The organism is Halorarius litoreus (assembly GCF_024362405.1).
Classification (GTDB): Archaea; Halobacteriota; Halobacteria; order Halobacteriales; family Haloarculaceae; genus Halorarius; species Halorarius litoreus.
Genome location: NZ_CP101454.1, coordinates 1,471,386 through 1,494,215, shown reverse-complemented (window position 1 = coordinate 1,494,215; position 22,830 = coordinate 1,471,386). Strand labels below are relative to the sequence as shown.

Genomic DNA, 22,830 nt, shown 5'->3' with positions numbered 1-22,830 from the left:
ATTCGACGCAGTTTCGTCGCGTTTATATAGAACCGTAAGCAAAGATTCGGCTGACTATGAGCCAGCAGCGAATGCGGGGTCAGCCGATGATCATTCTCGGCGAGGACTCCCAGCGGATGAAGGACAAAGACGCGCAGAGCCACAACATCTCGGCGGCGCGAGCGGTCGCGGAGGCCGTACGCTCCACACTCGGCCCGAAGGGGATGGACAAGATGCTCGTCTCCTCGATGGGCGACGTCACCGTCACGAACGACGGCGTCACCATCCTGCAGGAGATGGACATCGACAACCCGACGGCCTCGATGATCGTCGAGGTCGCGGAGACGCAGGAGGACGAGGCCGGCGACGGGACGACCACGGCGGTCGCCATCGCGGGCGAGCTCCTGAAGAACGCCGAGGACCTCCTCGAGCAGGACATCCACCCGACGGCCATCATCAAGGGGTTCCACCTCGCCAGCGAGAAGGCGCGCGAGGAGATCGACAACATCGCCGAGCGCGTCGACCCCGACGACGAGGAGATCGTCCGGAAGGTCGCCGAGACCTCCATGACGGGCAAGGGCGCCGAGCTCAACAAGGAGCTGCTCGGCCAGCTCATCGTCGAGGCCGTCCGGGCCGTCACCGTCAAGGCCGACGACGGCTCGAACATCGTCGACCTCGACTTCATCAACATCGAGACGCAGACCGGTCGCTCCGCCGGTGAGTCCGAGCTGCTCAACGGCGCGGTCATCGACAAGGACCCCGTCCACGACGACATGCCGGTCGACATCGAGGACGCGAAGGTCCTGCTCACGAACGAGCCCATCGAGCTCGACGAGACCGACGTCGACGCCGAGATCCAGCTCGACTCGCCGGACCAGCTCCAGGCGTTCCTCGACAGCGAGGAGGAGGAGCTCCGCGCGAAGGTCGACGCCATCGAGGCCTCGGGCGCGGACGTCGTCTTCTGCCAGAAGGGCATCGACGACATGGCCCAGCACTACCTCGCGAAGAAGGGCATCCTGGCCGTGCGCCGGGTCAAGAAGTCCGACATCAAGTTCCTGAAGGAGGTCACCGGGGCGGACATCGTCTCGGACCTCGACGACATCGACGCCGACGCGCTCGGCACCGCGGACATCGAGCGCGACGACGCCGACGAGCTGTTCTACGTCACCGGTGACGACGCCCACGGCGTCACGCTCCTGCTGCGCGGCTCCACCGAGCACGTCGTCGACGAACTCGAGCGCGGTGTGGGCGACGCCCTCGACGTCGTCGCCTCCACCATCTCCGACGGCCGCGTCCTCGCCGGCGGCGGTGCCATCGAGGTCGAACTCGCCAAGCGCCTCCGCGACTACGCGGACGGCGTCGAGGGCCGCGAGCAGCTCGCCGTCGAGGCGTTCGCCGACTCGCTCGAGCTCATCCCGCGCGTCCTCGCGGAGAACTCCGGGCTCGATGCCATCGACACGCTCGTCGACCTGCGCGCCGCACACGCCGACGGTCAGACCCGCGCCGGGCTCAACGTGTTCACCGGCGACGTCGTCGACACGTTCGACGCCGGCGTCGTCGAGCCCGCACACGCCAAGGAGCAGGCGCTCTCGTCTGCGACGGAGGCCGCGAACCTCGTCCTGAAGATCGACGACATCATCGCCGCCGGTGACCTCTCCACCGAGGGCGAAGAGGACGAAGGCGGTGCCCCCGGCGGTGGCATGGGCGGCATGGGCGGCATGGGCGGCATGGGCGGCATGGGCGGCATGATGTAGACGCCCGGTAGGCAACCACCACCTCACGACACCGATTTTTCGGCACGCGATCTCCGAGAGCGACCGCTTCGTCGACCGCCCGGTGCGTCTGTCGGCTGGCCCCCTCGCTGGCCCGAAGACATTTCGACCGCGAAGCGCAACTCCGGGTATGTGCAGGTTCCCGCGCGCAGCCTTCCGAAGAGGTGACGGCCGTGGCGGATGAGTCAGGTCGCAGCGTCAGCCGCCGGTCGGTGCTGGGCGCACTGGCGGTCGCCGCCTCCCTATCCGGGTGTGAGGCCCTCCAGCGGGGCGACGACGCGGAGACGACCGAGGTGGACGACGACGAGGCGAGAGAGCTGGCAGTGCAGTTCGCCCCGACGCTGTACTTCGATACGGACGAACGGTGGTTCCCGACGGACCCGCGCCCGTACGCGAGCGACCGCGACGGCGAGCGGGTCGTCGACGGCTTCGACGCGCTGAACGGCTACACCGAGCGCACGACGGCGGGTGACGGGCCACCGGACCCCCGCGTGTTCTACAACGTGGTCTCGTACCAGGACTCGCCGCTCTCGGTCGTCCAGTACTGGTTCTACTCGGTGTTCGACCAGTTCACGACGAACTTCCACTGGCACGACTGGGAGGTGCTCCACGTGTTCGTCGACACCGACAGCGGCGACCCCCAGCTGTACGTCGCGAGCTCGCACTCGACGCGCGTGCCGAACAACGAGTTCCTCGACCCAGACCCCGAGACGACGCCCCGAATCCTCTCGGAGCTCGGCTCGCACTCGAGTGCGCTGTCGCTCAACGACGTGGCCGACCGGTTCCAGCGCCTCCCCGTCGAAAACAGCGTCGCGGACATCACCAACGGCACGCTGGAGGGACTCGAGTCGCTCGCCGACACGCCCATCGCCTACGGCCTCCCCCGGGACGAAGGGGGCCTGCTTCCGTTCCTCGTCCCCGAACTCGACGGGAAGCCCGTCTACGAGGACGACCGGCTGCCGTCGGTGTCGCGGGCGGACCTTCTGCCCGACACGCTGACGATACGGTCGCTGGACGCGCTCACCTCGCCACCCGAGGACCTCCCGCCCCGGTCGACCGGGACGACGTTCGGCCACGCGAGCAGTGCCGAGTCGGCGGACGTCGAGTACGACCTCGTGTCGACGGCCGAGGTCGAGGACATCGCCGCGTTCACCGGGCCACAGCTCAGTTTCGAGTTCGCGGTCCCGCAGTTCGCCGAGGACGCCATCGCCAGCCACATCTCCACGGCGGGGACGCCGTGGAAGCAGCCCCGGTACGAGAACCCGGCGGCCGACATCACGGACCCGCGCCACCGGAGCGAACTCGCCGACCGATACGACGCCATCGGCCAGCCCTCCCCCGTCAACGCGGTGCTCGCGGGGATCTCGGAGACGGTCACCGACGACGACGCCCCGGACGGGGCCGGCGTGACGACCACGGAGCCGACGGTCGAGTCGGTCGCGCTGCTGGAGAGCGAGCCGACCGCCGTCCCGACGTTCGGGGGCGTCGTCGCCGTCACGGATGCAGCCGAGGGCGACCACCGGCTGACGGTCAACGGCGCGGGGCTGGCCCCCCACAGCGAACCCGTCTCCGTCGGCGGTGAGGGACCGACCGTGGCGGGCGTCGAGGGGGAGATTCCCCTCACGGCTCGCGAGAACGCCACGAAGCTCGAGGTCGACGCCGACGGGACGGACGCCGAGTTGACGCGGCTCGCCATCGACGACGACTTCGGCGGCCGACTGTACGACGCCCCCCTGTCGGGACCGGACGCGGTGTACGTCCACCGTGGCGGGGCGTACACCACCGAAGTCCGAGACAGCGACGGCGAAGTCGGCGCGTTCCGGGTGAACCCGGCAGCCGACGCATCGGACGTTCGAATCACGGAACCGAACACCGGGAAGGCCTCGCTCGCGACGTTCCTGGCGGACATCGCGACGGAGACCAGCGACGACGTGACCACGGCAGCCGGGCTCGAATCGGTGCTCACGCCCGACGACACCGGCGGAACGGACGGAACCGACGCTACCGGCCAGGATGGGAACCGGACGGACAGAAGCGCCGACACCCAGACAGGCCCCGTCGAGGGGCTGGCACGCGCGCTCGCGGCGGTCGCCGAAGCGGCCAGACGGGCGGCAGAACGAGCCGAGGTGGGCGACCGCGGTCGCGCCGACGAGAGCCTCCAGACGGTGTCGAGCCGGCTCGACCGCGTCAGCAGCCGGCTCGCCGAGGCACAGGCAGACCTGCCGGACTCCATCGCTCGCGCCACGGACCGACGGCTGCAGCAGGCACGGACACGGACCGACCAGGCGCTGAACGCGGAGAAGCTCTGAGCTACGGCTCGAACTCCTCGGCGAGCAGTCCGTAGTAGTGGATGTCGACGTACTCGCCGTCGACGAACGCGTGCTGGCGGAGGGTGCCTTCCTGCTGGAAGCCGACCTTCTCGAGGACGCGCGCCGAGGCAGGGTTCACCGCGTACACCGTCGCGTACACCTTGTTCAGGCGGCGCTCGCGGAACGCGTAGCCGCAGGCGAGTCGGACGGCCTCCGTCGCGTAGCCGTTGCCCCAGCGGTCGGGGTCGATCATGTAGCCGATCTCGACGGTTCCCCACACCTCGTTCGGGGGTTTGAGGCCGATAGTGCCGACGAGGTCGCCGTCGACGCACACGAGGAGCCGGACGTTGTCGTCGTCGTGGGATTCGAGCCACGCCTGCTCCTGCAGGCGGTTCTTCGGGGCGTAGGCGGCGAGGGTCGTGCGGACCCGCTCGTCGTTGATGAGCCGCTGGACGAACGGGAGGTCCTCTTCCTCGATAGGGTGGAGGTCGACCGTCTCGCCGGCGAGGAACACGGGCCCGGGCATAGCTGAGAGAGGGCGATACACGTACTTCAGTCTCGCTGTCGTGTGTCACACCGTGCCGTTCCGAACCGACTGGACCTTGGCCGTCTCGAACCACGGCGGTCGCTGGACGCCCCCGTCGAGCCGCCGGTAGCTGATGGTGCGCGTGACGCGGACGGGCCCGTCGAACAGTTCGCCCTCGTAGGTGAGCCGCTGGTCGCGCAGCAGGCCCGTGGAGGCGACGGTCGCCCGGTAGGAGACGTTCGCGGGGTCACCGACGTCGACGACGGCGGTGAACAGGCTCCGGTCGGCGATACCGTCGGCGGCGACGACCGCAGAGCCGTTGTCGACCCCGAGGGTTCGGGTGTCGAGCGAGGCGGTGAGCGCCCACGGGTCGCGGTACGGGACCGGGCGCCGCAACGAGTTGTAGAAGCCGTTGCCGCCGTTGTACTCCGGTGGTGGGATGTAGAGATACTTCGTCTCGTTCCCGCGGCGGATGCGCTCGACGAGCAGCCGGCCGTCGGAGTAGAACGTCGCCGTCGCGGGCGTGTTGCTGATGACACCGGGTCGGCGGCCACCGACCGAGACGGTCGCGGTCCACTCGACGGCTGTCACCCGCGACCGCTGGCTGACCGACGACCGGAGCGTTCCGTTCGGATACTGGACGGTGTAGTTCGAGACGACGACGTAGCGGCGGCCCGTGGCGGCGCCGTGCGCGTTCGCGAGCGCGACCGGGTCGACGACGCCGCTCGCGTCGATGCCCGGCGGGTAGTCGTCCGGGGCGCCGGGCACCGGCGCGGCCGTCGTCTCCGGGGTCGGCGTCTCCGGCGCCGTGGCGTTACACCCCGCGAGTAAGAGCAGGAGGCACAGCCCGAGCGCGGCGCGCATACTCGGGTGACGGGAGCGAGCGGCATAAGCGCGGGCCCCGACCATGGAACCAGCGGGAACTAAGTCGGCGAGCAAGTATTGCCGGCCATGGAGACACTCCTGTTGAACCGGGCCGACGTGGCGGAGAACGCCCGGATGCCGGAACTCATCGCCGCGCTGGAGGAGGCGTTCGCGGCGTACGAACACGGCGACGTGCAGATGCCCGCGAAGTCCTACATCGACTTACCGAAGTACAACGGCGACTTCCGGTCGATGCCCGCCTACATGGACGCCGGTGACTGGGACGCCGCCGGCATCAAGTGGGTGAACGTCCACACGGACAACCCCGAGAAGTTCGACCTCCCGACCGTCCTGGGGACGATGATCTACTCGGACCCGACGAACGCGCTTCCCCTGGCGATCATGGACGGGACGACACTCACGCGCAAGCGAACCGGTGCGGCGGCGGCCGTCGCGACCGACCACCTCGCCGTCGCGGACGCCACGTCGCTGGGTATCGTCGGCGCGGGCGTCCAGTCGTACACCCAACTCGAAGCGATTTCGGAGGTCCGTGACATCGACACCGTTGTCGTCTCGGACGTGCGCGAGGAGGCCGTCGCGAAGTTCATCGACCGCTTCGAGGCCGAGTTCGACGTTCGCGCGGGCTCCATCGAGGAGGCCGCGTCCTGCGACGTCCTCTCGACCGTCACCCCGGTCGAGTCGCCCATCGTCCCCGCCGACGCCGTCGGCGAGCACACCCACGTCAACGCGATGGGCGCGGACGCCCCCGGCAAACACGAACTCGACGACGACCTGCTCGCGGGCGCGACCATCGTCATCGACGACTACGAGCAGTGTACCCACTCGGGCGAGATCAACGTCCCGTGGAGCGCGGGGCTGCTCGACGACGACGATGTCTACGCCGAACTCGGCGAGATCGTCACCGACGCGGTCGCTGGCCGAGGTGAGGCGGGTGGGCCCGAGGGCGTCACGGTGTTCGACTCGACGGGGCTGGCGATTCAGGACGTCGCCGCCGCACACGTCGTCTACGAACACGCCAACGAGAAAGGGAACGGCTACCCGTTCGAACTGGTCGACACGCGGCTCTAGCTCGGGCGCGTTCTATCCTGTCGGGTGAAGTTGGGGTCGAGGTCCGTCCCGCGGCGCGCGTTCGCGAGCCGGTTGACGGCCCACAGCACCGCGATGAAGGGCAGCAGCGGGATGAGGACCACGAGCATGATGCCACCGAGCAGCAGCCCGATGGCGTGCATCTCGCTGTCCGGACGACCGACGTACCCCGGGGTGACGGTGTCGACGAGCCGTGCCGCAGGACCTGCGCTTTCGTCCTCGGAACTCATACCTGTGTGTAGGTGACCCACGGCCTTAGCCGTGGCGCCGACGGGAGGTACACCAGGCCACTCGCCACGCCAACTGTCCGATGGAAAGCTTAAGGCCCGGGCCGCTACTCCGATTCGACAATACATCTCTCCATGAGCGACGACGGCTACGACCACGCGACGGTCGAACGACGCTGGCAGGAGGCGTGGGACGACGCCTCCGTGTACCGCACGCCCGACGACGTCGACGACCCGACGTACGTGCTCGGGATGTACCCCTACCCGTCGGGCCAGTTGCACATGGGCCACGTCCGCAACTACACCATCACGGACGCCTACGCCCGCTACCGGCGCCTGCGGGGCGACGACGTGCTGCACCCGATGGGCTGGGACGCGTTCGGCCTGCCCGCCGAGAACGCCGCGAAGGAGCGCGACTCCGACCCCGCCGACTGGACGTTCGACTGTATCGACACGATGCGCGGCCAGATGCGGTCGATGGGCTTCGGCTACGACTGGGAGCGCGAGATCGCCACCTGCGTCCCCGAGTACTACAAGTGGAACCAGTGGCTGTTCCGCCGCTTCCACGAGGAGGGACTGGTCGAACAGCGCGCTGCCGACGTCAACTGGTGTCCCTCCTGTGAGACGGTGCTGGCGGACGAGCAGGTCGAGGGCGACGCGGAGCTGTGCTGGCGCTGTGACACCCCGGTCGAACAGCGCGAACTGGAGCAGTGGTTCCTGAAGATCACCGAGTACGCGGACGAATTGGTCGACGACATCGACCGGCTGGAAGGGTGGCCCGACTCCGTCCGGCAGATGCAGCGCAACTGGATCGGTCGCCAGCCCGGTGCCCGACTGGAGTTCGAGATCGACGGCGAGCCGGTCGAAGCGTTCACCACGCGCATCGACACCATCTTCGGCGCGACGTTCTTCGCGCTGGCGCCCGACCACCCCATCTCGCAGGCGGTGGCCGAGGAGGACGACGAGGTGGCACACTTCATCGAGCACGAGGCCGACCCCGACGGCGACGAGCCGAATGGCGTCGAGACCGACCTCACGGCCACGAACCCCGCGACTGGCGAGGAGGTGCCGGTGTTCGTCGCCGACTTCGTCCTCTCCGACGTGGGAACGGGCGCGCTGATGGGCGTCCCCGGCCACGACGACCGCGACCACGCCTTCGCGACCAAGATGGGCGTCGACATCGAGCCGGTCATCGCGCCGAGCGAAGACGACGTGCCCGACGTCTCGGAGGCGGCGTTCACCGACGACGGCGTGCTGGTGAACAGCGGCGACTATTCGGGGATGGAGAGTGAGGCGGCGCGCGAGCAACTGACCGCCGACATCGAGAGCGCCGACGACCACGTCCAGTACCGGCTGCGCGACTGGGGCATCTCCCGACAGCGCTACTGGGGAACGCCCATCCCCGTGGTCAACTGCCCGGACTGCGGTCCCGTGCTGGTGCCCGAAGAGGACCTGCCGGTCGAGCTCCCGGAGTTCGTCAACACGACGGGCAACCCGCTGGACGAGGCGACGGAGTGGCAGCACACCACCTGCCCGGAGTGTGGCAACGAGGACGCCCACCGCGAGACGGACACGATGGACACGTTCGTCGACTCCTCGTGGTACTTCCTGCGGTACGTCGCACCGGACCTCGATTCGGCCCCGTTCGACGTCGACCGCGCGAACGACTGGATGCCCGTCGACCAGTACGTCGGCGGCATCGAGCACGCCGTGATGCACCTGCTGTACTCGCGGTTCGTCACGAAGGTCATCGCGGACATGGACATGCTGGAGCACCGCGAGCCGTTCACGAACCTGCTGGCACAGGGGATGGTCCAGCTCGACGGCGAGGCGATGTCCAAGTCGAAGGGCAACACCGTCTCCCCCCAGCGCATCGTCGAGGAGTACGGCGCCGACACGGCGCGGCTGTTCATGATGGAGGCCGCCCAGCCCGAGCGCGCGTTCGACTGGTCGGACCAGGGGGTGCGCTCCACCCGGGCGTTCCTGGACCGGCTGTACGAGCTGGTGACCGAGTTCGACCCCGACGAGGCGACGGGCGAGGACGACGCCGTCGCCGCGTACGTCCGCGACGAGGCCGACGCGGCAGTCGCGGTCGCCACCGAGGAGTACGAGACGTTGACGTTCAACACCGCGCTGCGCGAGGCGCAGGGGCTGGCGAAGACGCTGCGACAGTACCGGGAGTACGGCGACGTCGCCGCCGGCCCTTCGGCAGACGGCGGCACCTCCGTCCACCCCGAGACGTTCCAGCGCGGCCTGGAGACGGTCGTGACCCTGCTGTCGCCGGTCGCCCCGCACGTCTGTGAGGAGCTGTGGAGCGAGTTGGGCAAGGACGGCTTCGTCGTCGACGCCGAGTGGCCCGCCGTCGAGGTCGACCCCGACGAGGCCGCGAAGCGTCGCCGCCTGGTGGAGAACACCCAGGAGGACATCCGCGACATCATGGGCGTCGCGGGCATCGAGGACCCAGAGGCCATCGACATCGTCGTCACGCCCGAGTGGAAGTTCCGGGCCCTGGAGATCGCCGTCGAGTCCGACGCGTCGAACGTCATCGGTGAGATCATGCAGGTCGACGAGATCCGCGAGCAGGGCGACGCCGCCGCCGACTACGGCCAGGACCTGCAGGCCGAACGCGAGGCGCTCGTGCGGACGCTCGACCCCGACTCGGAGTTCGACGCCCTGGAGCGGGCGGCGTGGCTGTTCGAACGCGAGTTCGACGCCGACGTTCGCGTGCTGCCCGCCGACGAGGCCGACGCCGACGTGCTGAAGCGCGCGGAACCCGGGCGGCCGGCCATCGATATCCACGAGTAGCGACGGCGGCTCGCCCCGTCTCTGTTTCGTTCACTCCGACAGAAATGATTGCGAAACTTGATGTGCGAGCTAGCGGAATCTCGGCTGGATGCTGGACGTCTCCTCGGAGGACATCACCGAGGGCAACCTCACGCAGGCGATGCTCCTCCTGGCGGTCCCCCTCGTCGCGCAGGGGTTCGTCCGGGTCGCCGAGCAGGTCATCGACCTGTTCTGGCTCGGGCGGCTGAGCGGCGACGCGGTCGCCGGGGTCGGGCTGGCCATGCCCGTCTACGCGGTGGTCGTCGCCCTCGTGTTCTTCGCGCCGATGGTCGGCACGCAGGTCGTCGTCTCCCAGCGCGTCGGTGGCGGCGACAGCGAGGGCGCGCGGCGTGCGGCGTTCAACGGCGTGCTCGTCGCCGTGAGCGTCGCCGCCCTCTTCGGCGTGGCCGGCTACGTCGCCGCCGAGCCAGCCATCGCCTGGCTCGCGAGCATGGACCCGACCACCGGTGGCGGCGTCCAGTTGCGTGACACCGCCGCCGCGTATCTCCGGGTGCTCCTGCTCGGCCTGAGCCTCGCGGCGGTTTCTGACGTCATCGAGAACGTCTACATCGCCCACGGCGACTCGAAGACCTCGCTGTACATGAACGCGCTCTCGGTCGCCGTCATCGTCGTCCTCGACCCGCTGCTCATCTTCGGCATCGGCCCGTTCCCCCGCCTCGAGGTACAGGGTGCGGCACTCGCGACGGTCGCGGGCTGGGCGGCAGGACTCGCACTCGGCGCGGGACTCCTGGTGTCGCACCGACGGCCGGGGCTGTTCTCGTGGCCGACCGCCCGACTCCACGCCGGTGACGTGCGCGAACTCCTCGAGGTGGGCGTCCCGACCGCCGCCCAGCAGCTCGCGCGACAGACCGCACGGTTCGCGATGGTCGTCGTCGTGTTCTTCGCCGGCGGCGCGGCGGGCATCGCCGCCTACTACGTCGGCGCGCGGGTCGCGACGGTGGCGTTCGTCCCGGCCATCAGTTTCCAGCAGGCGGTCCAGAGCGTCGTCGGGCAGAACCTCGGGGCCGACCGCCCCGAACGCGCGGACCGCGCGACGTGGACGGCGACCGGGCTCGCCGTCGCCGTGCTCGCAGTGCTCGGCGCCGTCCAGTGGTTCGTCCCGGGCGGTATCATCGCGGTGCTCGCCCCCGAGCTGTCGGGGCAGGCGGCGGCGTTCGCCGTCGACTACCTCACGATTCTCGCGTACGGCTACCCCGCCATCGGGGCGGCCTACCTGCTGGAAGCGGGGTTCAACGGCGCACGCCGGACCCGGGTGTCGTTCGTCGCCTCGCTGCTGCAGTTCTACGCGGTTCGACTTCCCATCGCCGTCGCCGGCGCGTTCGCGCTGGGGTTCGGCGTCCACGCGGTGTTCTGGGCGGTCACCGTCTCGAACGTCGTCATGGCGGTCGGGCTCGCCGCCTACTACCGGCACTCGGTGTCAGACGGGATGCTCCGCCGTGCGGTCGACGCGGCGACCGCCGACTGATCGGTGGGCGAGGCGCCGGAAGGACAATCCCTTTAGCGGAAGCGGACTCGAACTCCTGTAGTGGCAACGGGGAAGTACGCCGTCCGTGAGGTGGTGCCGGAGTTCGCCGACGCGTTCTCGTTCGATGAGTTCAACCGGATGCAGTCGGCGGCGCTGCCGGCCATTCTGGAGCGCGACGGCAACGTCGTCGTGAGCGCGCCGACCGCGAGCGGCAAGACTGCGCTCGCCGAGCTCGTCATCTGCCGGACGCTCGCGAACGACGGGACGGCGCTGTTTCTGGCCCCCCTCCGCGCGCTCACCAACGAGAAGGAGCGCGAGTGGGAGCGGTTCGAGGACATGGGCTACTCCGTCTACGTCGTGACCGGCGAGCGCGACCTCAACCCGCGGCGCGCCGAGCGCGCCGACATCCTCGTGATGACCCCCGAGAAAGCCGATTCGGCGACGCGCAAACACGACTCCCATCGCTATCAGTTCATCAAGAGCGTGGACTGCTGTGTCATCGACGAGGTCCACCTGCTCGATTCGGACAAGCGGGGATCGGTGCTCGAGGTCACGATTTCGCGACTGCGCCGGCTCTGTGACCCCAGAATCGTCGCGCTGTCGGCGACGATGCCGAACGTCGAGGACGTCGCCGCGTGGCTCGACGCGCCCGACGACTGCACCTTCGAGTTCGGCGACGACTACCGGCCGGTTCCGCTTCACGCAGGCGTCGAGACGTACGCGCACGGCGAGAACTCCTTCGCCGACAAGTACCGGCGGCTGTACCGGGCGCTCGACCTCGCCCAGCCACACATCGAGGACGGCGGGCAGGCGCTCACGTTCGTCGCCTCCCGACAGGACACCGTTCGGGCCGCCGAGAAGGCCCGCGACGTCATCGCCGAGCGCGACATCGACATCGGCGCCCGCGGCGACTACGACCTCCACAGCGCCGCCCAGGACCTCCGGAACGACACGCTTCGCCAGTCGGTGGTCGACGGCGTCGCGTTCCACCACGCCGGGCTCTCCCGCGAGGACAAGAACAAGGTCGAAGACTGGTTCAAAGAGGGCTCGATTCAGCTCCTCTTCTCGACGTCGACGCTCGCGTGGGGCGTGAACCTCCCCGCGCGATGTGTCGTCATCCGGGACACGAAGCTCCACGACCCCCTCGAGGGCGAGGTGGACATGAGCCCGCTCGACGTGCTCCAGATGCTCGGCCGCGCCGGGCGACCGGGCTACGACGACCAGGGGTACGCGTGGGTCGTCTGTGACGGCAACGACGCCGACAAGTACCGCACGCTCCTCCGCGAGGGCAAGGAGATCGAGTCGCGACTGGCGGACGACCTCGCGGCGCACCTCAACGCCGAGATCGCCCTGGGGACGATTCGCGACCTGGACGACGTGATGGACTGGCTGGAGACGACGTTCTACTACGTCCGCGCCCAGTCCGTGCCGAGCCAGTACCACTCGGGGGGACGGCTCCGCGAACACGTCCGCGAGACGCTCTCACACCTGGTCGAGGGCGGCTTCGTCGAGACCGACGCCGACCTCGGCGTCGAGGGGACGCCGCTCGGTCGACTCGCCTCGAAGTTCTACCTGCGACTCGAGACCGCAGAGGAGTTCAAGGGACTGGCCGACCGCGCGGCGGGGAGCGCCGCCGACGGCGGTCTCGACGAGGCCGCCGTCCTACGCGGCATCGCCGACAGCGCCGAGTTCGACAGCGTGAGCGCCCGCCGCGACGAGCGCGACGCGGTTCGCGCCGTATTGGGAGGGGAGGGCGACGACCTCGACCCGGGCAACCGGAAGGTGCTCGCCATCCTCCGCGCGTCGATGCAGGGGAACACCCCGGGCGAACTCCAGTCCGACGCGTGGGTCATCCGGCAGAACGCCCTCCGACTGCTGGCGGCGCTCCGCTCGTTCCTCGAACGCTTCGCTGGCGAACGGGCAGCCAACGTCGCCCGGCGCGTCGAGGCGCGCGTCGAGAACGGCATCTCGACGGAGGCAGTCGGGCTGACCGCCATCGACGGCGTCGGGAAGGGCCGCGCACAGAAGCTCGCGAAGGAGGGGCTGACGACGCCCGCGGACGTGGTCGACGCCGGCGTCTCCGGGCTCGTCGACGCCGGGCTCTCCGAGGGGCTCGCCGAGCGCATCGTCGAGAGCGCCACGTCCCTGCCGGTCGTCGAAATCGAGTGGGGAGAGTTCCCCGAGTCCATCGCCCGCGGCGAGAACGAGATGTGCGAGGTCACCGTCTCGAACGACGGCGGCGGGTCGAAAGCCGAGATCCGCGTCACCGTCAACGGCGTGGAGATGAGCACCGAGTCGCGATATCTCGGGGAGGCCACGCTCCCCGTCGGCGTGTTCGGCGGCGCGCCCGACGAACTGGAGTTCCGCGTCGAGGTGGCGTTCGGCGACCTCCCGCTGCGGCCCGTGAGCGAGACGCGCCGGGTTCGCGTCGAGTGAGTCGGACTCAGACGCCGGGCGACTCGGTGCCGCGCTCGACGCGCTCGTAGAGATAGTAGGAGTAGGCGACGGTCACGACGGCCGTCGGGAGCGCGGGCACGAGCAGGAAGTAGATGGCGTACTCGCCGAACAGCAGGCCGACGAGCGACAGCAGCGCGGTGAGTTTGAACAGCCGGCCGCCGAGCGCGTGGGTCCGGTCCCACACCTCGTCGCTGCTGAGCGTCCACGGCGTGCGGATGCCGACGAACCAGTTGCGCTCGGCGTGCGAGAGGAGCACGCCGATGTAGTAGAACATCGCCGCGACGCCCACGAGGACGAGGAGCGTGAAGTCGAACACGTAGCCGAGGTTGAACGCGACGACGCCGGCGTGCACGAGGAGCATGAACCCGGTGAACACCACGACGAACCAGTCGTAGTAGGGGCGGAACGCCGCGATGTTCTCGCGGAGCGGGTCGATGCGGGGGATGGCGGCGAACAGCACCAGCAACACCGCCGAGAACCCCGGGGCGAGCCAGAGGCCGGCCGTCTTCGACATCGTGCCGTTCGGCTCGCCCGCGGCGTCCCAGTTCGTGACGATCTCGGCGGGGAGGTCGGGTGCCGCGAGGAGGCTCACCACGGCGGCCAGTACGACGAAGACGGTCGCGAGACCGAACCGCTGTCGAGTGTTCATACGTCCGGTACGTCCCGGGGCGTGATGAATCGGATGCCCCGACCGAGGACGACCGTCGCGTTTATTCACCGGCCCCCGTAACCCCCGAAGCATGCAACCGCTCCACGCCCGCTACCCGTTCCTCGGCGTCTCGCGAGAGGCCGTCGAGGCGGCGGACGTGGACCTCGCCGCCGTCGTCCGCGACGGGGGCGCGCCCGTCGACCGCGGCGTCGAGCGGGTCGAACGCGCGCTCGTCGCGGGCACCGTCGCCCCCGAAGCGCGGTGGGGCACCCGCGCAGAACTGCTCTCGTACCCGGTCGCGCGCGTCCTCGTGTCGCTGTTGGACGTTCGCGGCGCCGTCGAGAAGTACGCCCGCGCGGAGGCCACCCTCGCGTACGAGCGGTTCACCGACGACTTCGAGGCCGACGCACAGTTGAAAAGTTCGAGCGAGGGGTCGCTCACGCTGGAGTCGATGCTCGCGGACTTCGACCTCGCGGGCGACATCCAACCCACCGGCGACGAGCGGTTTTCCGTGGCGGTCGGGGCGTATCTCCGGCTCGCGGCGTCGCTCGGCGACGACTGGCGGCTCGCCACCCGGGCGCTCCACGACGGCCAGGTGACCGTCACCCGACGCGAGCTGTACGACCTGCTCCGTGAAGCGGTCCGCCGACGGGTCGCCGACGGCCTCCCGCTGTCGGTTCCCGACCCAATCGCCGAAGCGCTCGCCGACGAGGTCGAGACGCTGCGGGACTCGCTGTCGGCCGTCGAGCGCACCCGCGACGTGGACACGTTCGCGCCGACGGCGTTCCCTCCCTGTATGCAGACGCTCGCCGAGCAGGGCCGCGAGGGCGAACTGGGCGAGACAGGGCGGTTCGCGCTGCTCTCCTTCGTCGCCTCCACGGGCGCGCCGTTCGAGCAACTGGCGGCGTTGCTCGGGGTCCGTGACCTCGATGCGGCCGACCAGCTCCGCTATCAGTACGAACGGCTCGCGGGCGACGGCGCACAGTTCGCCCCGCCGTCGTGTGCGACGATGCAGGCGAACGGCGACTGTCACGACCCGGACGACCTCTGCGAAGAAATCGGGCATCCGCTCGCCTACTACGAGAAGCGACTGGCCGACGACGTGCCCGCGGACGACTAACGTCGTTCGAGCGCGATACCGACGGCCGTCATTAGAAGGACGAACCCGACGACGGCACCGACGAGCAGCGTCGCCCCCTGGTTGCTCAAGTCGTTTCCGCCGTACGTCGCGCCGACGTAGGCGACGGCGAGGACGAACAGCACGACGGCGACCACGGAGACGCCGATCTCGACGAGCGTCTCCCGCTCCAGTTGCATGGATGGCGGTCCGGCGGGCCCCCGCAAAAGCCCTTCGAAGGCCGTCCGACGGCGTGAACCCGCGTGAAACGGGCTGAACCGTCGAACCCCTTAGGTTCGCACGGCCCCTACATCGAGTAACGACGGGCCATGCCCGTCGACAGCCATGACGCACCTCGAACACACACCCGCGTCACCACCACGGAAGAAACGCCCACTCGCGCCCGACATCCGGCGACTCGACGACCGGTCGGCCCGCGCGTGGACGGAGTCGATGGCCGTCACGCCGCTCGGTCGCGGCCGCTACGCCGTCGATGCCGGTGACCGCTACGTCGTGAACCTCCCCGAGCACCGCTGTTCGTGTCCCGACGCCTCGATACGGGGCGAGACCTGCAAACACCTTCGAAGAGTGGCGATCGAGATCACCCGCCACGAGGTCCCCCCGCCCGGCAAACGCGAGGGACAGTGTGCTGCCTGCGGGCACGACCGGTTCGTCCCCGAGGACGGCCCCGACCTCTGTGACGACTGCCGGTTCGTCGCCGGTGACATCGCTCGCGACCGCGAGACCGGCGACCGCGTGGTCGTCGTGGAGTCGACCGACGACCCGGCCGACGAGTGGGTCGTCGAGGGAACGGACACCACCATCGCCGACTACGAGACGAACGAGGGCTACCCGAGCGACGACCCCGTCGTCGTGGTCGTCTACCCGTTCTCACGGCGGTTCGAGTCGTTCGCGGACCTGAAACGGTACGCCTTCCCGCACTCGCGGCTCGAACCCACAGAAGAGCAGTTCGTCGTTTAGTCGAGCATCGCCGCGGCGTCCTCGACCGAGATGTCACCGTTCTTCACGGCGTTCAGTACGTCCAGCGTCTCCCGTGACGGCCCCTCGTCGACCTGTATCTCGTCGAGCGTGACCTTCTTCGACTCGCCGGTGAGTTCGGCCAAGTCCTCGCCCTCCGCGAGCGCCGTCTCCTTCTTGACACGGTAGTTGCCGCCGTCCGTGACGTACAGGTCGGCGGGGTGGAAGAAGTACCAGTCCTCGCGGTCGAACCGCGCTGCGATACGGGGTTTCGCGCCGAAGTTCCGCGAGAAGTAGACGAGCGCCTCCACCTCCTCGCCGGTGAGGTAGATGGGTCGGCCAGAGGAGGACTTCGCCTCGATGGCGTAGAACACCTCGCCGTCCCCGGCCAGGACGTCCGGGAGTTCGCGATCCGTCGAGGAGCCGGAGGCGGGGGCACGCATCACCGCGAAGCCGCGCTCGTCGAGCAGGTTGACGAGTTCGCGTTCGCGGCGGTCACCCTTCGAGTTCGCGTTGACCATTCGTTCGTTCTCGGATGTCGGGGGACGTAAACCCGGCGAGAGCGAGGTGGAAGTGGAGCCTGTCGGCTGGGAAACACTTGTCGAGCGCGTGTTCTACCGCGGCTATGGACCGGGAGAACTACGCCGCCCTCCTCGTTCTCGCCGGGCTCGTCCTCCTCGCGAACGGGGCGTGGGCGTATCCGAACGAGGTGTCGTACGACTACACCGTGACCTACGAGGCCGAGCAGACCGACCTCGTGCCCGACGACGAGTGGGGACGGACAGCCGCTGGCCTCGATTACAAGGACTGTGAACGGAGCACGACCCGGCTCTGTGTGTTCTCGACGTACGTGGCCGACGAGGGACCGGTGCGCGTCGACAGCGAGGCGGAGCCACCGCTGTACGGCCACGACTACCTCACGCTCTCGGACAATCGACACTACCGAACGGTCGAGCGCGTCGAGAACGGGTCGCTCGTCGTCGACCTCGAACCGGTCGACCGAGAGCGGTTACGACGGCTGCTGGCCGTGAACTACTCCGAGACCCACGGCGTCGTCCGGTCGGCACTCGACAACGGCACGGCGACGAGGACGGTCCCGCTCGACGACCGCGAGTACCTCCCCGAGCGGACGTACGTGGACCGCAACGGCACCGTCTACGAGGTCGCCGTCGTCGAGAGCCACCGCGAGCCGACCGGCTGGGGCTGGAAAGCCCCCTCAGAGCAGGTCGTGGACGTGATTCGGCTGAGTGGCTGGCTCGGCGGCGTGGCACTGCTCGTGCGAGCCGGACAGGTCAGCGTCGAGTCGTGTGCTGCGCCCTAACGGCGCACAGTCCGACCTTTCCGGCCTCATCGGGCCGCCTCGCCACCATCTCGTCGACGCGAGTAATCGGGGGTTTCTGGCCGTAATCGACAGCAAGAGCCCACCTCGACAGCCGTGCGAGTGTATAACAAAGCGGCGTGGGTGCGTACAGGAGTAGACCCGAGGGTCGCCGTCGACGCGGCCCGTGATTGCAATGGCTACACCTGCCCCATCCGATTCGATCGCTTCCTCACCCGACTCGCCCGACGAGCAACCGCGGTTCGCCCTGAACCGGCGTGAGTGGCTTGCGGGGTCGGCTGCCCTGCTCGGCCTCGCCAGCGTCGGGAGCGTCGCAGGCCTCCCGACGACCGGGGCGGCCGGAGACGCCGCCGACTCGACTCGACAGCAGCAGTACGACCTCCGCGAACTCGGCGACGGGCTGTACTTCCTCAGCGACGGGCTGTACCAGATAATGTTCCTCGTGACCGACGAGGGCGTCGTCGTCGTGGATGCGCCCCCGAGTCTCGTCGCGAGCATCTTCCCGGCCGTCGCCGAGGTGACCGACCAGCCGATCACCCACCTCGTCTACAGCCACTACCACGCCGACCACATCGGCGGCGCGAGCCTCTTCGGTGACGAGGTCGAAATCGTCGCCCACGAGGAGACCGACCGGCTGCTGTCGCAGTTCGACGACCCCCAGAGACCGGCACCGACGACGACGTTCGTCGGGAGCTACAACCTCGGAATCGGCGGGCAGCAACTCGACCTCGACTACCGCGGCCCGAACCACACCCCGGACAACCTGTTCATCTACGCGCCCGACCACGCGGTGCTGATGCTGGTGGATGTCATCTTCCCCGGGTGGATTCCGTTCAAGGCGCTCGCCGTCTCTCAGAACATCCACGGCTACGTCGAGGCACACGAGGAGGCGCTTCGCTACGACTTCGACACGCTCGTCGCCGGCCACCTCGGCGAGCCCGGAACCCGTGAAGATGTCGAGACCCAACTCGAGTTCGTCACCGACCTCCGCGCAAACTCGGCGGCGGCAATCGAGTCGGTGGACTTCCAGGCGGTCGCGCAGGAGGTCGGGAGTAACAACCCGTGGGAGCTGTTCGACGCCTACCTGAACGCCCTGACCGAGGAGGCTGCGAGCGCGACGCTCGAGACGTGGGAGGACCGCCTCCAGGGCGCAGACGTGTTCATGGAGAGCCACGCGGAGACGATGATCGAGGCGCTCCGCGTCGACTACGGGATGCTCGGACCGTTCGGCCCGCCGGAATCGGTCGACGGGACCTGACCGGTGGACAGCGGCGTTCGGTCGCTTACGTCCCGTGGTCCCACGAACCCATGTACTCGCGCTGTGCGTCCGAGAGCTCGTCGAACTCGACGCCTTCGGCGGCGAGTTTGATCTCGGCGACTTCCTTGTCGAGACGGTCGGGCACGTCGTGGACGCCTGGTTCGTACTGGTCGCCGTTCTCGACGATTTCGCGGACGGCGACGGCCTGAATCCCGAAGCTCTGGTCCATGACCTCGACCGGGTGGCCGAGCGCCACGGGTGAGGCGAGGTTGACGAGCCGCCCCTCGGCGAGCACGTTCAGTCGTCGGCCATCTTCGAGTTCGTACTCGCGGACACCCTCGCGGGCGTCACGCTCGGCGACGGCCAGGTCGGAGAGCTGGTCGAGGTTGACCTCGACGTCGAAGTGGCCGGCGTTGGCGAGGAGGACGCCGTCCTGCATCGCCTCGAAGTGCTCGCGGGTGATGACGTCGCGGTTGCCCGTCGTCGTGATGAACACGTCGCCCTTGCTGGCGGCGTCCTGCATCGTCGTCACCTCGTAGCCCTCCATGTGCGCCTCGAGCGCGCGACGGGGCTCGACCTCGGTGACGATGACGTGCGCGTTCTGCCCGCTCGCCTTCTTCGCGACGCCGCGGCCACAGTCGCCGTAGCCCGCGACGACGACCGTCTTGCCTGCATAGGAGAGGTTCGTCGTCATCGCGATGTTCGCGAGCGAGGACTCGCCGGTTCCATGGACGTTGTCGAACAGCCGCTTCATCGGCGTGTCGTTCACCGCGAACACCGGGTAGTTGAGTTCGCCGTCGGCGTCCATCGCACGCAGGCGGTGGACGCCCGTCGTCGTCTCCTCACACCCACCCAGGATGGAGTCGATGAGTTCGGGGTACGACTCGTGGATGGCCGCGACCATGTCCATCCCGTCGTCGACGGTGATGGTCGGGTCGTGTGCGATGACGGCCTCGATGGCCGCGTAGTACTCGTCGTCGTCGACGCCGCGTTTGGCGTACGAGACGATGTTCTCGTGGGTGTCGAGCGCGGCGCTCACGTCGTCGTGCGTCGACAGCGGGTTACAGCCGGTGATGGCGACTTCGGCTCCGGCGTCCGCGAGCAGTTCGGTGAGGGCCGCGGTCTTCGCCTCGACGTGCATCGCCATGCCGACGGTCTGCCCGTCGAGCGGCTGCTCGTCGACGAAGTCCTCCTCGAGCGCGGTCAGGATGGGCATGTGTTCGCGCGCCCACGCGATCTTCCGGTGGCCCTCCTCGGCGGCGGCCTCCGGGTCGTCCAACTGCATCGAGATGGAGTCCATATCGGGGCGAGGAGGGAGACGCCCTAAACGCTACCGAAGCCAGTGCTGCCGCTGGAAGGTCGAAAACAGGGGAAAAGGGGAATGCGGGAGCAGTGCGGTGTGCGGCGTTATTCCTCGTTGCCGTTCCCGTTACCGTTGCCGTTGCCGTTCCCGTTACCGTTACCGGGGTGCTCGTCATCGTCCGCCGAGTCCGGACCCTTGTCCTTCGGGCCACCCTGCTTGTCGCCCTTGTCCTTCGGGCCGGCGTGGTCAGGCTTGCCGGCGTGGTCGGGGCGCTTGTCGGCGCCGGGGTTGTTCTTGGTCACGAAGTCAGAGACCAACTGGCCGATGCCGCCCTCGCGGTCGTCGTCGTTCAGCAGGTCGTGGACGAAGGCGGAGACCTCCTGACCGAAGGCGTCACCGTCCTCGTCGTTCTCGACGCCGGTCGTGAACGTCGTCTCGCTGCTGCTGTACGAGCTGTTCACGTCGGCCGTGGCGACGTACACGTACGTCGTGTTGTTCTCCAGACCAGTGACGGTCGTAGTGAACTCGCCGTCGGATTCGAGCGTTTCGGTGTCCACGGTGGTCGTGTTGTTCTCGTCTCCCTCGACCCAGTAGGTGAACGAGGTGTTTGCCGTCTCGTTCTCCGGGAGGCCGGAGAGCTCGGCGGTGAGCACCGCGGAGGTGTTCGTCACGGTACCGACCTCGGCCGTCACCTCGGTGGTGTTGGTCTCGTTCTCGGTTTCGTCCTCGACGCTGGTGGTGAACGTCACCTCATCACCCGTGCGCGTCGTGTTGTTCACGTCGGCCTTCGCGACGTAGACGTACGTCGTGTTGTTCTTCAGGCCGGTGAGGGTCTCCGTGAACTTGGCTTCCGTGTCGTTCTCGTCGGTGGTGGCGGAGGCCGTGTCGCTGGCGTTCGCCTCGTCACCTTCGACCCAGTAGGTGAAGTACACGGTGGCGGTCTCGTTGTCGAGCTCCTCGACCTCGCCGTGAAGCTCCGCGGAGCTACTGGTCACGTTCTCGGCGCCATCGGTCTTGACTTCCACGTCCTCAGCCGCTGTCGCGGCCAGCGCGGCCGGTGCGACGACCGACAGCACCAGCATCGCGGTCAGCGCCAGCACGCTCAGTTTGGTTGGGAACTTCATTTCATCCCAGTAGATGGGGTATACCAGTATAAACCAGACAGCTCGTTCACCTCGTTCAACGGCTGTCGCGAGCGCGCCCAGAGGCGTGGAGAGGCAAGATTAGCGTTCAAAAACCGTTCTGCAAGTTTAATCCGAAACTGGTAATCACAGCTTACTCCGCGAGTCAGGCGCGCTGGACGGCGGCCATCGCCCGCTCGGTCGCCTCCTCGCGGACCGCGCGCTCGTCGAGCGTCAGCACCTCGCGGTCGCGCATCAGCACCTGGCCGTCACAGAGCGTGTGGCGCACGTCGCTTCCCGTGGCGGCGTAGACGAGGTGACTGACGAGGTCGTGTGCGGGCGTGAGGTGCGCGGCCTCGAGATCGACGACCGCGAGGTCGGCGGGCGCACCCGGTTCGATGCGACCCACCGGCAGGCCGAGCGCGTCGGCGCTTCCCTTGGTGGCCATCTCGATGACCGCTTCGGCGGGAACCGCGCTCGCGTCGTCGGCCGCGAGCTTCCCGATCATGGCTGCATCGCGCATCTCGTCGAACATGTCGAGGTCGTTGTTCGAGGCCGCTCCATCCGTACCGAGCCCGACGGTGACGCCCGCGTCGAGCAGTTGCTGGACGGGAGCCATCCCCGACGCGAGCTTCATGTTCGACGCCGGGCAGTGGACGACGGCGGTGTCGCGCTCGGCGAGCAGGTCGATCTCGCTCTCGTCGAGGTGGACGCCGTGCGCGACCCACGTGTCCTCGTGCAGGAGGTCGAGGTCGTCGGCGTACTCGGTGGGTCGCTGCCCGGTCTCCTCGGCGATGGGGTCGAGATAGCCCTCGGTCTCGTTGAGGTGGAAGTGGAACGGCAACCCTGCCTGTCGACCCTTCGGGACGAACTCCTCGAAGTACTTCGTGCCGACCGTGTGGGGGGCGTGTGGCATGACGGCGGTCGTGACCCGGCCGCCGGCGGTGCCGTCGTACTCGCGGGCGACCGCGAGCGCCTCGCGGAAGTCGTCGCGGGCGTCGTCGTCCTCTTTGCCGAGCGTGACGACGCCGTGGCCGACCCGGGCGCGGAGCCCCGCCGCCTGGACGACCTCGACGACCTGCGGGACGTGGAAGTACATGTCGCCGAACGCCGTCGTCCCGGACTTGATCATCTCGACCGCGGCGAGGCGCGTCCCGGCGGCGACTTCCTTGGGCCCGAACTGTGCCTCCGTCGGCCAGATGTCCTCCTGCAGCCACGCCTCGAGCGGCTTGTCGTCGGCGTAGCCGCGGAGCAAGGTCATCGCGGCGTGGCCGTGAGCGTTCACGAGCCCCGGAATCACGAGTCCACCCGTGGCGTCGAGCGTCTGTTCGTCGGGTCGCGCGTCGAGTTCACCGACCGCCTCGATGCGACCGTCGTCGTCCACCCGCACGTCGGCCTCGTCGACCGACAGGTCCGGACGCAGGACCCGACCGCCCTCGATACGGAGCGTCATACCGGGTCATCGACGCCCGGATGGCGTCAATCCCCCGGTTCCGTGCCCGGGATTTTTGCTGT

General features: G+C 68.6%; 19 protein-coding genes. 10 read left to right on the top strand and 9 right to left on the bottom strand.

Annotation, left to right across the window (positions count from 1 at the left end; genetic code table 11):
* Positions 1 to 86 precede the first annotated feature (86 nt).
* A complete protein-coding gene (gene thsB / locus NL126_RS07580; protein ID WP_350355493.1) occupies positions 87 to 1,733 on the top strand; it encodes a thermosome subunit beta in 1,647 nt (548 codons plus the stop codon).
* 191 nt (positions 1,734 to 1,924) lie between these two features.
* Positions 1,925 to 4,060, top strand: coding sequence for a hypothetical protein (locus NL126_RS07575; protein WP_255198315.1), 2,136 nt, complete (start codon positions 1,925 to 1,927; stop codon positions 4,058 to 4,060).
* 1 nt (position 4,061) lies between these two features.
* Here the strand turns inward: NL126_RS07575 and NL126_RS07570 are convergent, their stop codons facing one another.
* Positions 4,062 to 4,586: a GNAT family N-acetyltransferase gene (locus NL126_RS07570; RefSeq protein ID WP_255198314.1), complete on the bottom strand. Its 525-nt coding sequence runs from the start codon at positions 4,584 to 4,586 to the stop codon at positions 4,062 to 4,064.
* Positions 4,587 to 4,631: 45 nt separating this feature from the next.
* Positions 4,632 to 5,450 carry a hypothetical protein gene (locus NL126_RS07565; RefSeq protein ID WP_255198313.1) on the bottom strand — a complete coding sequence of 273 codons (819 nt, stop codon included), beginning with the start codon at positions 5,448 to 5,450 and terminating at the stop codon, positions 4,632 to 4,634.
* A gap of 87 nt (positions 5,451 to 5,537) precedes the next feature.
* Between NL126_RS07565 and NL126_RS07560 the strand changes: the two genes are divergently transcribed.
* The gene (locus NL126_RS07560; RefSeq protein WP_255198312.1) at positions 5,538 to 6,539 is read left to right on the top strand and encodes an ornithine cyclodeaminase family protein; all 1,002 of its coding nucleotides are present in this window, start codon (positions 5,538 to 5,540) and stop codon (positions 6,537 to 6,539) included.
* Here NL126_RS07560 and NL126_RS07555 read toward each other — a convergent pair.
* Positions 6,536 to 6,787 (bottom strand): DUF7535 family protein, encoded by a 252-nt coding sequence (locus NL126_RS07555; protein ID WP_255198311.1) that lies wholly within the window; start codon positions 6,785 to 6,787, stop codon positions 6,536 to 6,538. The two genes, NL126_RS07560 and NL126_RS07555, sit on opposite strands and share 4 nt — an antisense overlap.
* Before the next feature lie 132 nt (positions 6,788 to 6,919).
* On the opposite strand from NL126_RS07555, the gene leuS reads away from it, so the two are divergent.
* The 3 genes from leuS (at position 6,920) to NL126_RS07540 (ending at position 13,529) form a co-directional block, all read left to right on the top strand.
* Positions 6,920 to 9,589: a leucine--tRNA ligase gene (leuS, locus tag NL126_RS07550; RefSeq protein ID WP_255198310.1), complete on the top strand. Its 2,670-nt coding sequence runs from the start codon at positions 6,920 to 6,922 to the stop codon at positions 9,587 to 9,589.
* 88 nt (positions 9,590 to 9,677) lie between these two features.
* Positions 9,678 to 11,093, top strand: a complete 1,416-nt coding sequence (locus tag NL126_RS07545; RefSeq protein WP_255198309.1) for an MATE family efflux transporter — start codon at positions 9,678 to 9,680, stop codon at positions 11,091 to 11,093.
* A 60-nt stretch (positions 11,094 to 11,153) separates the two neighbouring features.
* A complete protein-coding gene (locus tag NL126_RS07540; RefSeq protein WP_255198308.1) occupies positions 11,154 to 13,529 on the top strand; it encodes a DEAD/DEAH box helicase in 2,376 nt (791 codons plus the stop codon).
* A 7-nt stretch (positions 13,530 to 13,536) separates the two neighbouring features.
* Here NL126_RS07540 and NL126_RS07535 read toward each other — a convergent pair whose 3' ends face one another.
* On the bottom strand, positions 13,537 to 14,199 hold the full coding sequence (locus NL126_RS07535; RefSeq protein ID WP_255198307.1) for an SdpI family protein: 663 nt from the start codon (positions 14,197 to 14,199) through the stop codon (positions 13,537 to 13,539).
* Positions 14,200 to 14,290: 91 nt separating this feature from the next.
* On the opposite strand from NL126_RS07535, the gene NL126_RS07530 reads away from it, so the two are divergent.
* The gene (locus NL126_RS07530; protein WP_255198306.1) at positions 14,291 to 15,319 is read left to right on the top strand and encodes a DNA primase large subunit PriL; all 1,029 of its coding nucleotides are present in this window, start codon (positions 14,291 to 14,293) and stop codon (positions 15,317 to 15,319) included.
* On the opposite strand, the gene NL126_RS07525 is transcribed toward NL126_RS07530, so the two are convergent.
* On the bottom strand, positions 15,316 to 15,516 hold the full coding sequence (locus NL126_RS07525) for a DUF7472 family protein (RefSeq protein WP_255198305.1): 201 nt from the start codon (positions 15,514 to 15,516) through the stop codon (positions 15,316 to 15,318). The genes NL126_RS07530 and NL126_RS07525 overlap by 4 nt on opposite strands.
* Positions 15,517 to 15,661: 145 nt before the next feature.
* Between NL126_RS07525 and NL126_RS07520 the strand changes: the two genes are divergently transcribed.
* Positions 15,662 to 16,297 carry an SWIM zinc finger family protein gene (locus NL126_RS07520; protein WP_255198304.1) on the top strand — a complete coding sequence of 212 codons (636 nt, stop codon included), beginning with the start codon at positions 15,662 to 15,664 and terminating at the stop codon, positions 16,295 to 16,297.
* Here the strand turns inward: NL126_RS07520 and hjc are convergent.
* Positions 16,294 to 16,815, bottom strand: a complete 522-nt coding sequence (gene hjc / locus NL126_RS07515) for a Holliday junction resolvase Hjc (RefSeq protein WP_255198303.1) — start codon at positions 16,813 to 16,815, stop codon at positions 16,294 to 16,296. The two genes, NL126_RS07520 and hjc, sit on opposite strands and share 4 nt — an antisense overlap.
* A gap of 104 nt (positions 16,816 to 16,919) precedes the next feature.
* Here hjc and NL126_RS07510 point away from each other — a divergent pair, with 104 nt between their 5' ends.
* Both NL126_RS07510 and NL126_RS07505 read left to right on the top strand, forming a co-directional pair.
* Positions 16,920 to 17,615: a hypothetical protein gene (locus NL126_RS07510; protein WP_255198302.1), complete on the top strand. Its 696-nt coding sequence runs from the start codon at positions 16,920 to 16,922 to the stop codon at positions 17,613 to 17,615.
* Positions 17,616 to 17,808: 193 nt separating this feature from the next.
* Positions 17,809 to 18,891 carry an MBL fold metallo-hydrolase gene (locus tag NL126_RS07505; RefSeq protein ID WP_255198301.1) on the top strand — a complete coding sequence of 361 codons (1,083 nt, stop codon included), beginning with the start codon at positions 17,809 to 17,811 and terminating at the stop codon, positions 18,889 to 18,891.
* 25 nt (positions 18,892 to 18,916) lie between these two features.
* Here the strand turns inward: NL126_RS07505 and NL126_RS07500 are convergent, their stop codons facing one another.
* The 3 genes from NL126_RS07500 to NL126_RS07490 all read right to left on the bottom strand — a co-directional run bounded on the left by NL126_RS07500 (position 18,917) and on the right by NL126_RS07490 (position 22,768).
* The gene (locus tag NL126_RS07500) at positions 18,917 to 20,191 is read right to left on the bottom strand and encodes an adenosylhomocysteinase (protein ID WP_255198300.1); all 1,275 of its coding nucleotides are present in this window, start codon (positions 20,189 to 20,191) and stop codon (positions 18,917 to 18,919) included.
* 107 nt (positions 20,192 to 20,298) lie between these two features.
* Positions 20,299 to 21,318 carry a hypothetical protein gene (locus tag NL126_RS07495; protein WP_255198299.1) on the bottom strand — a complete coding sequence of 340 codons (1,020 nt, stop codon included), beginning with the start codon at positions 21,316 to 21,318 and terminating at the stop codon, positions 20,299 to 20,301.
* 163 nt (positions 21,319 to 21,481) lie between these two features.
* Entirely contained in the window at positions 21,482 to 22,768 is a 1,287-nt protein-coding gene (locus NL126_RS07490; protein ID WP_255198298.1) for an amidohydrolase, read from the bottom strand.
* Positions 22,769 to 22,830: the final 62 nt, after the last annotated feature.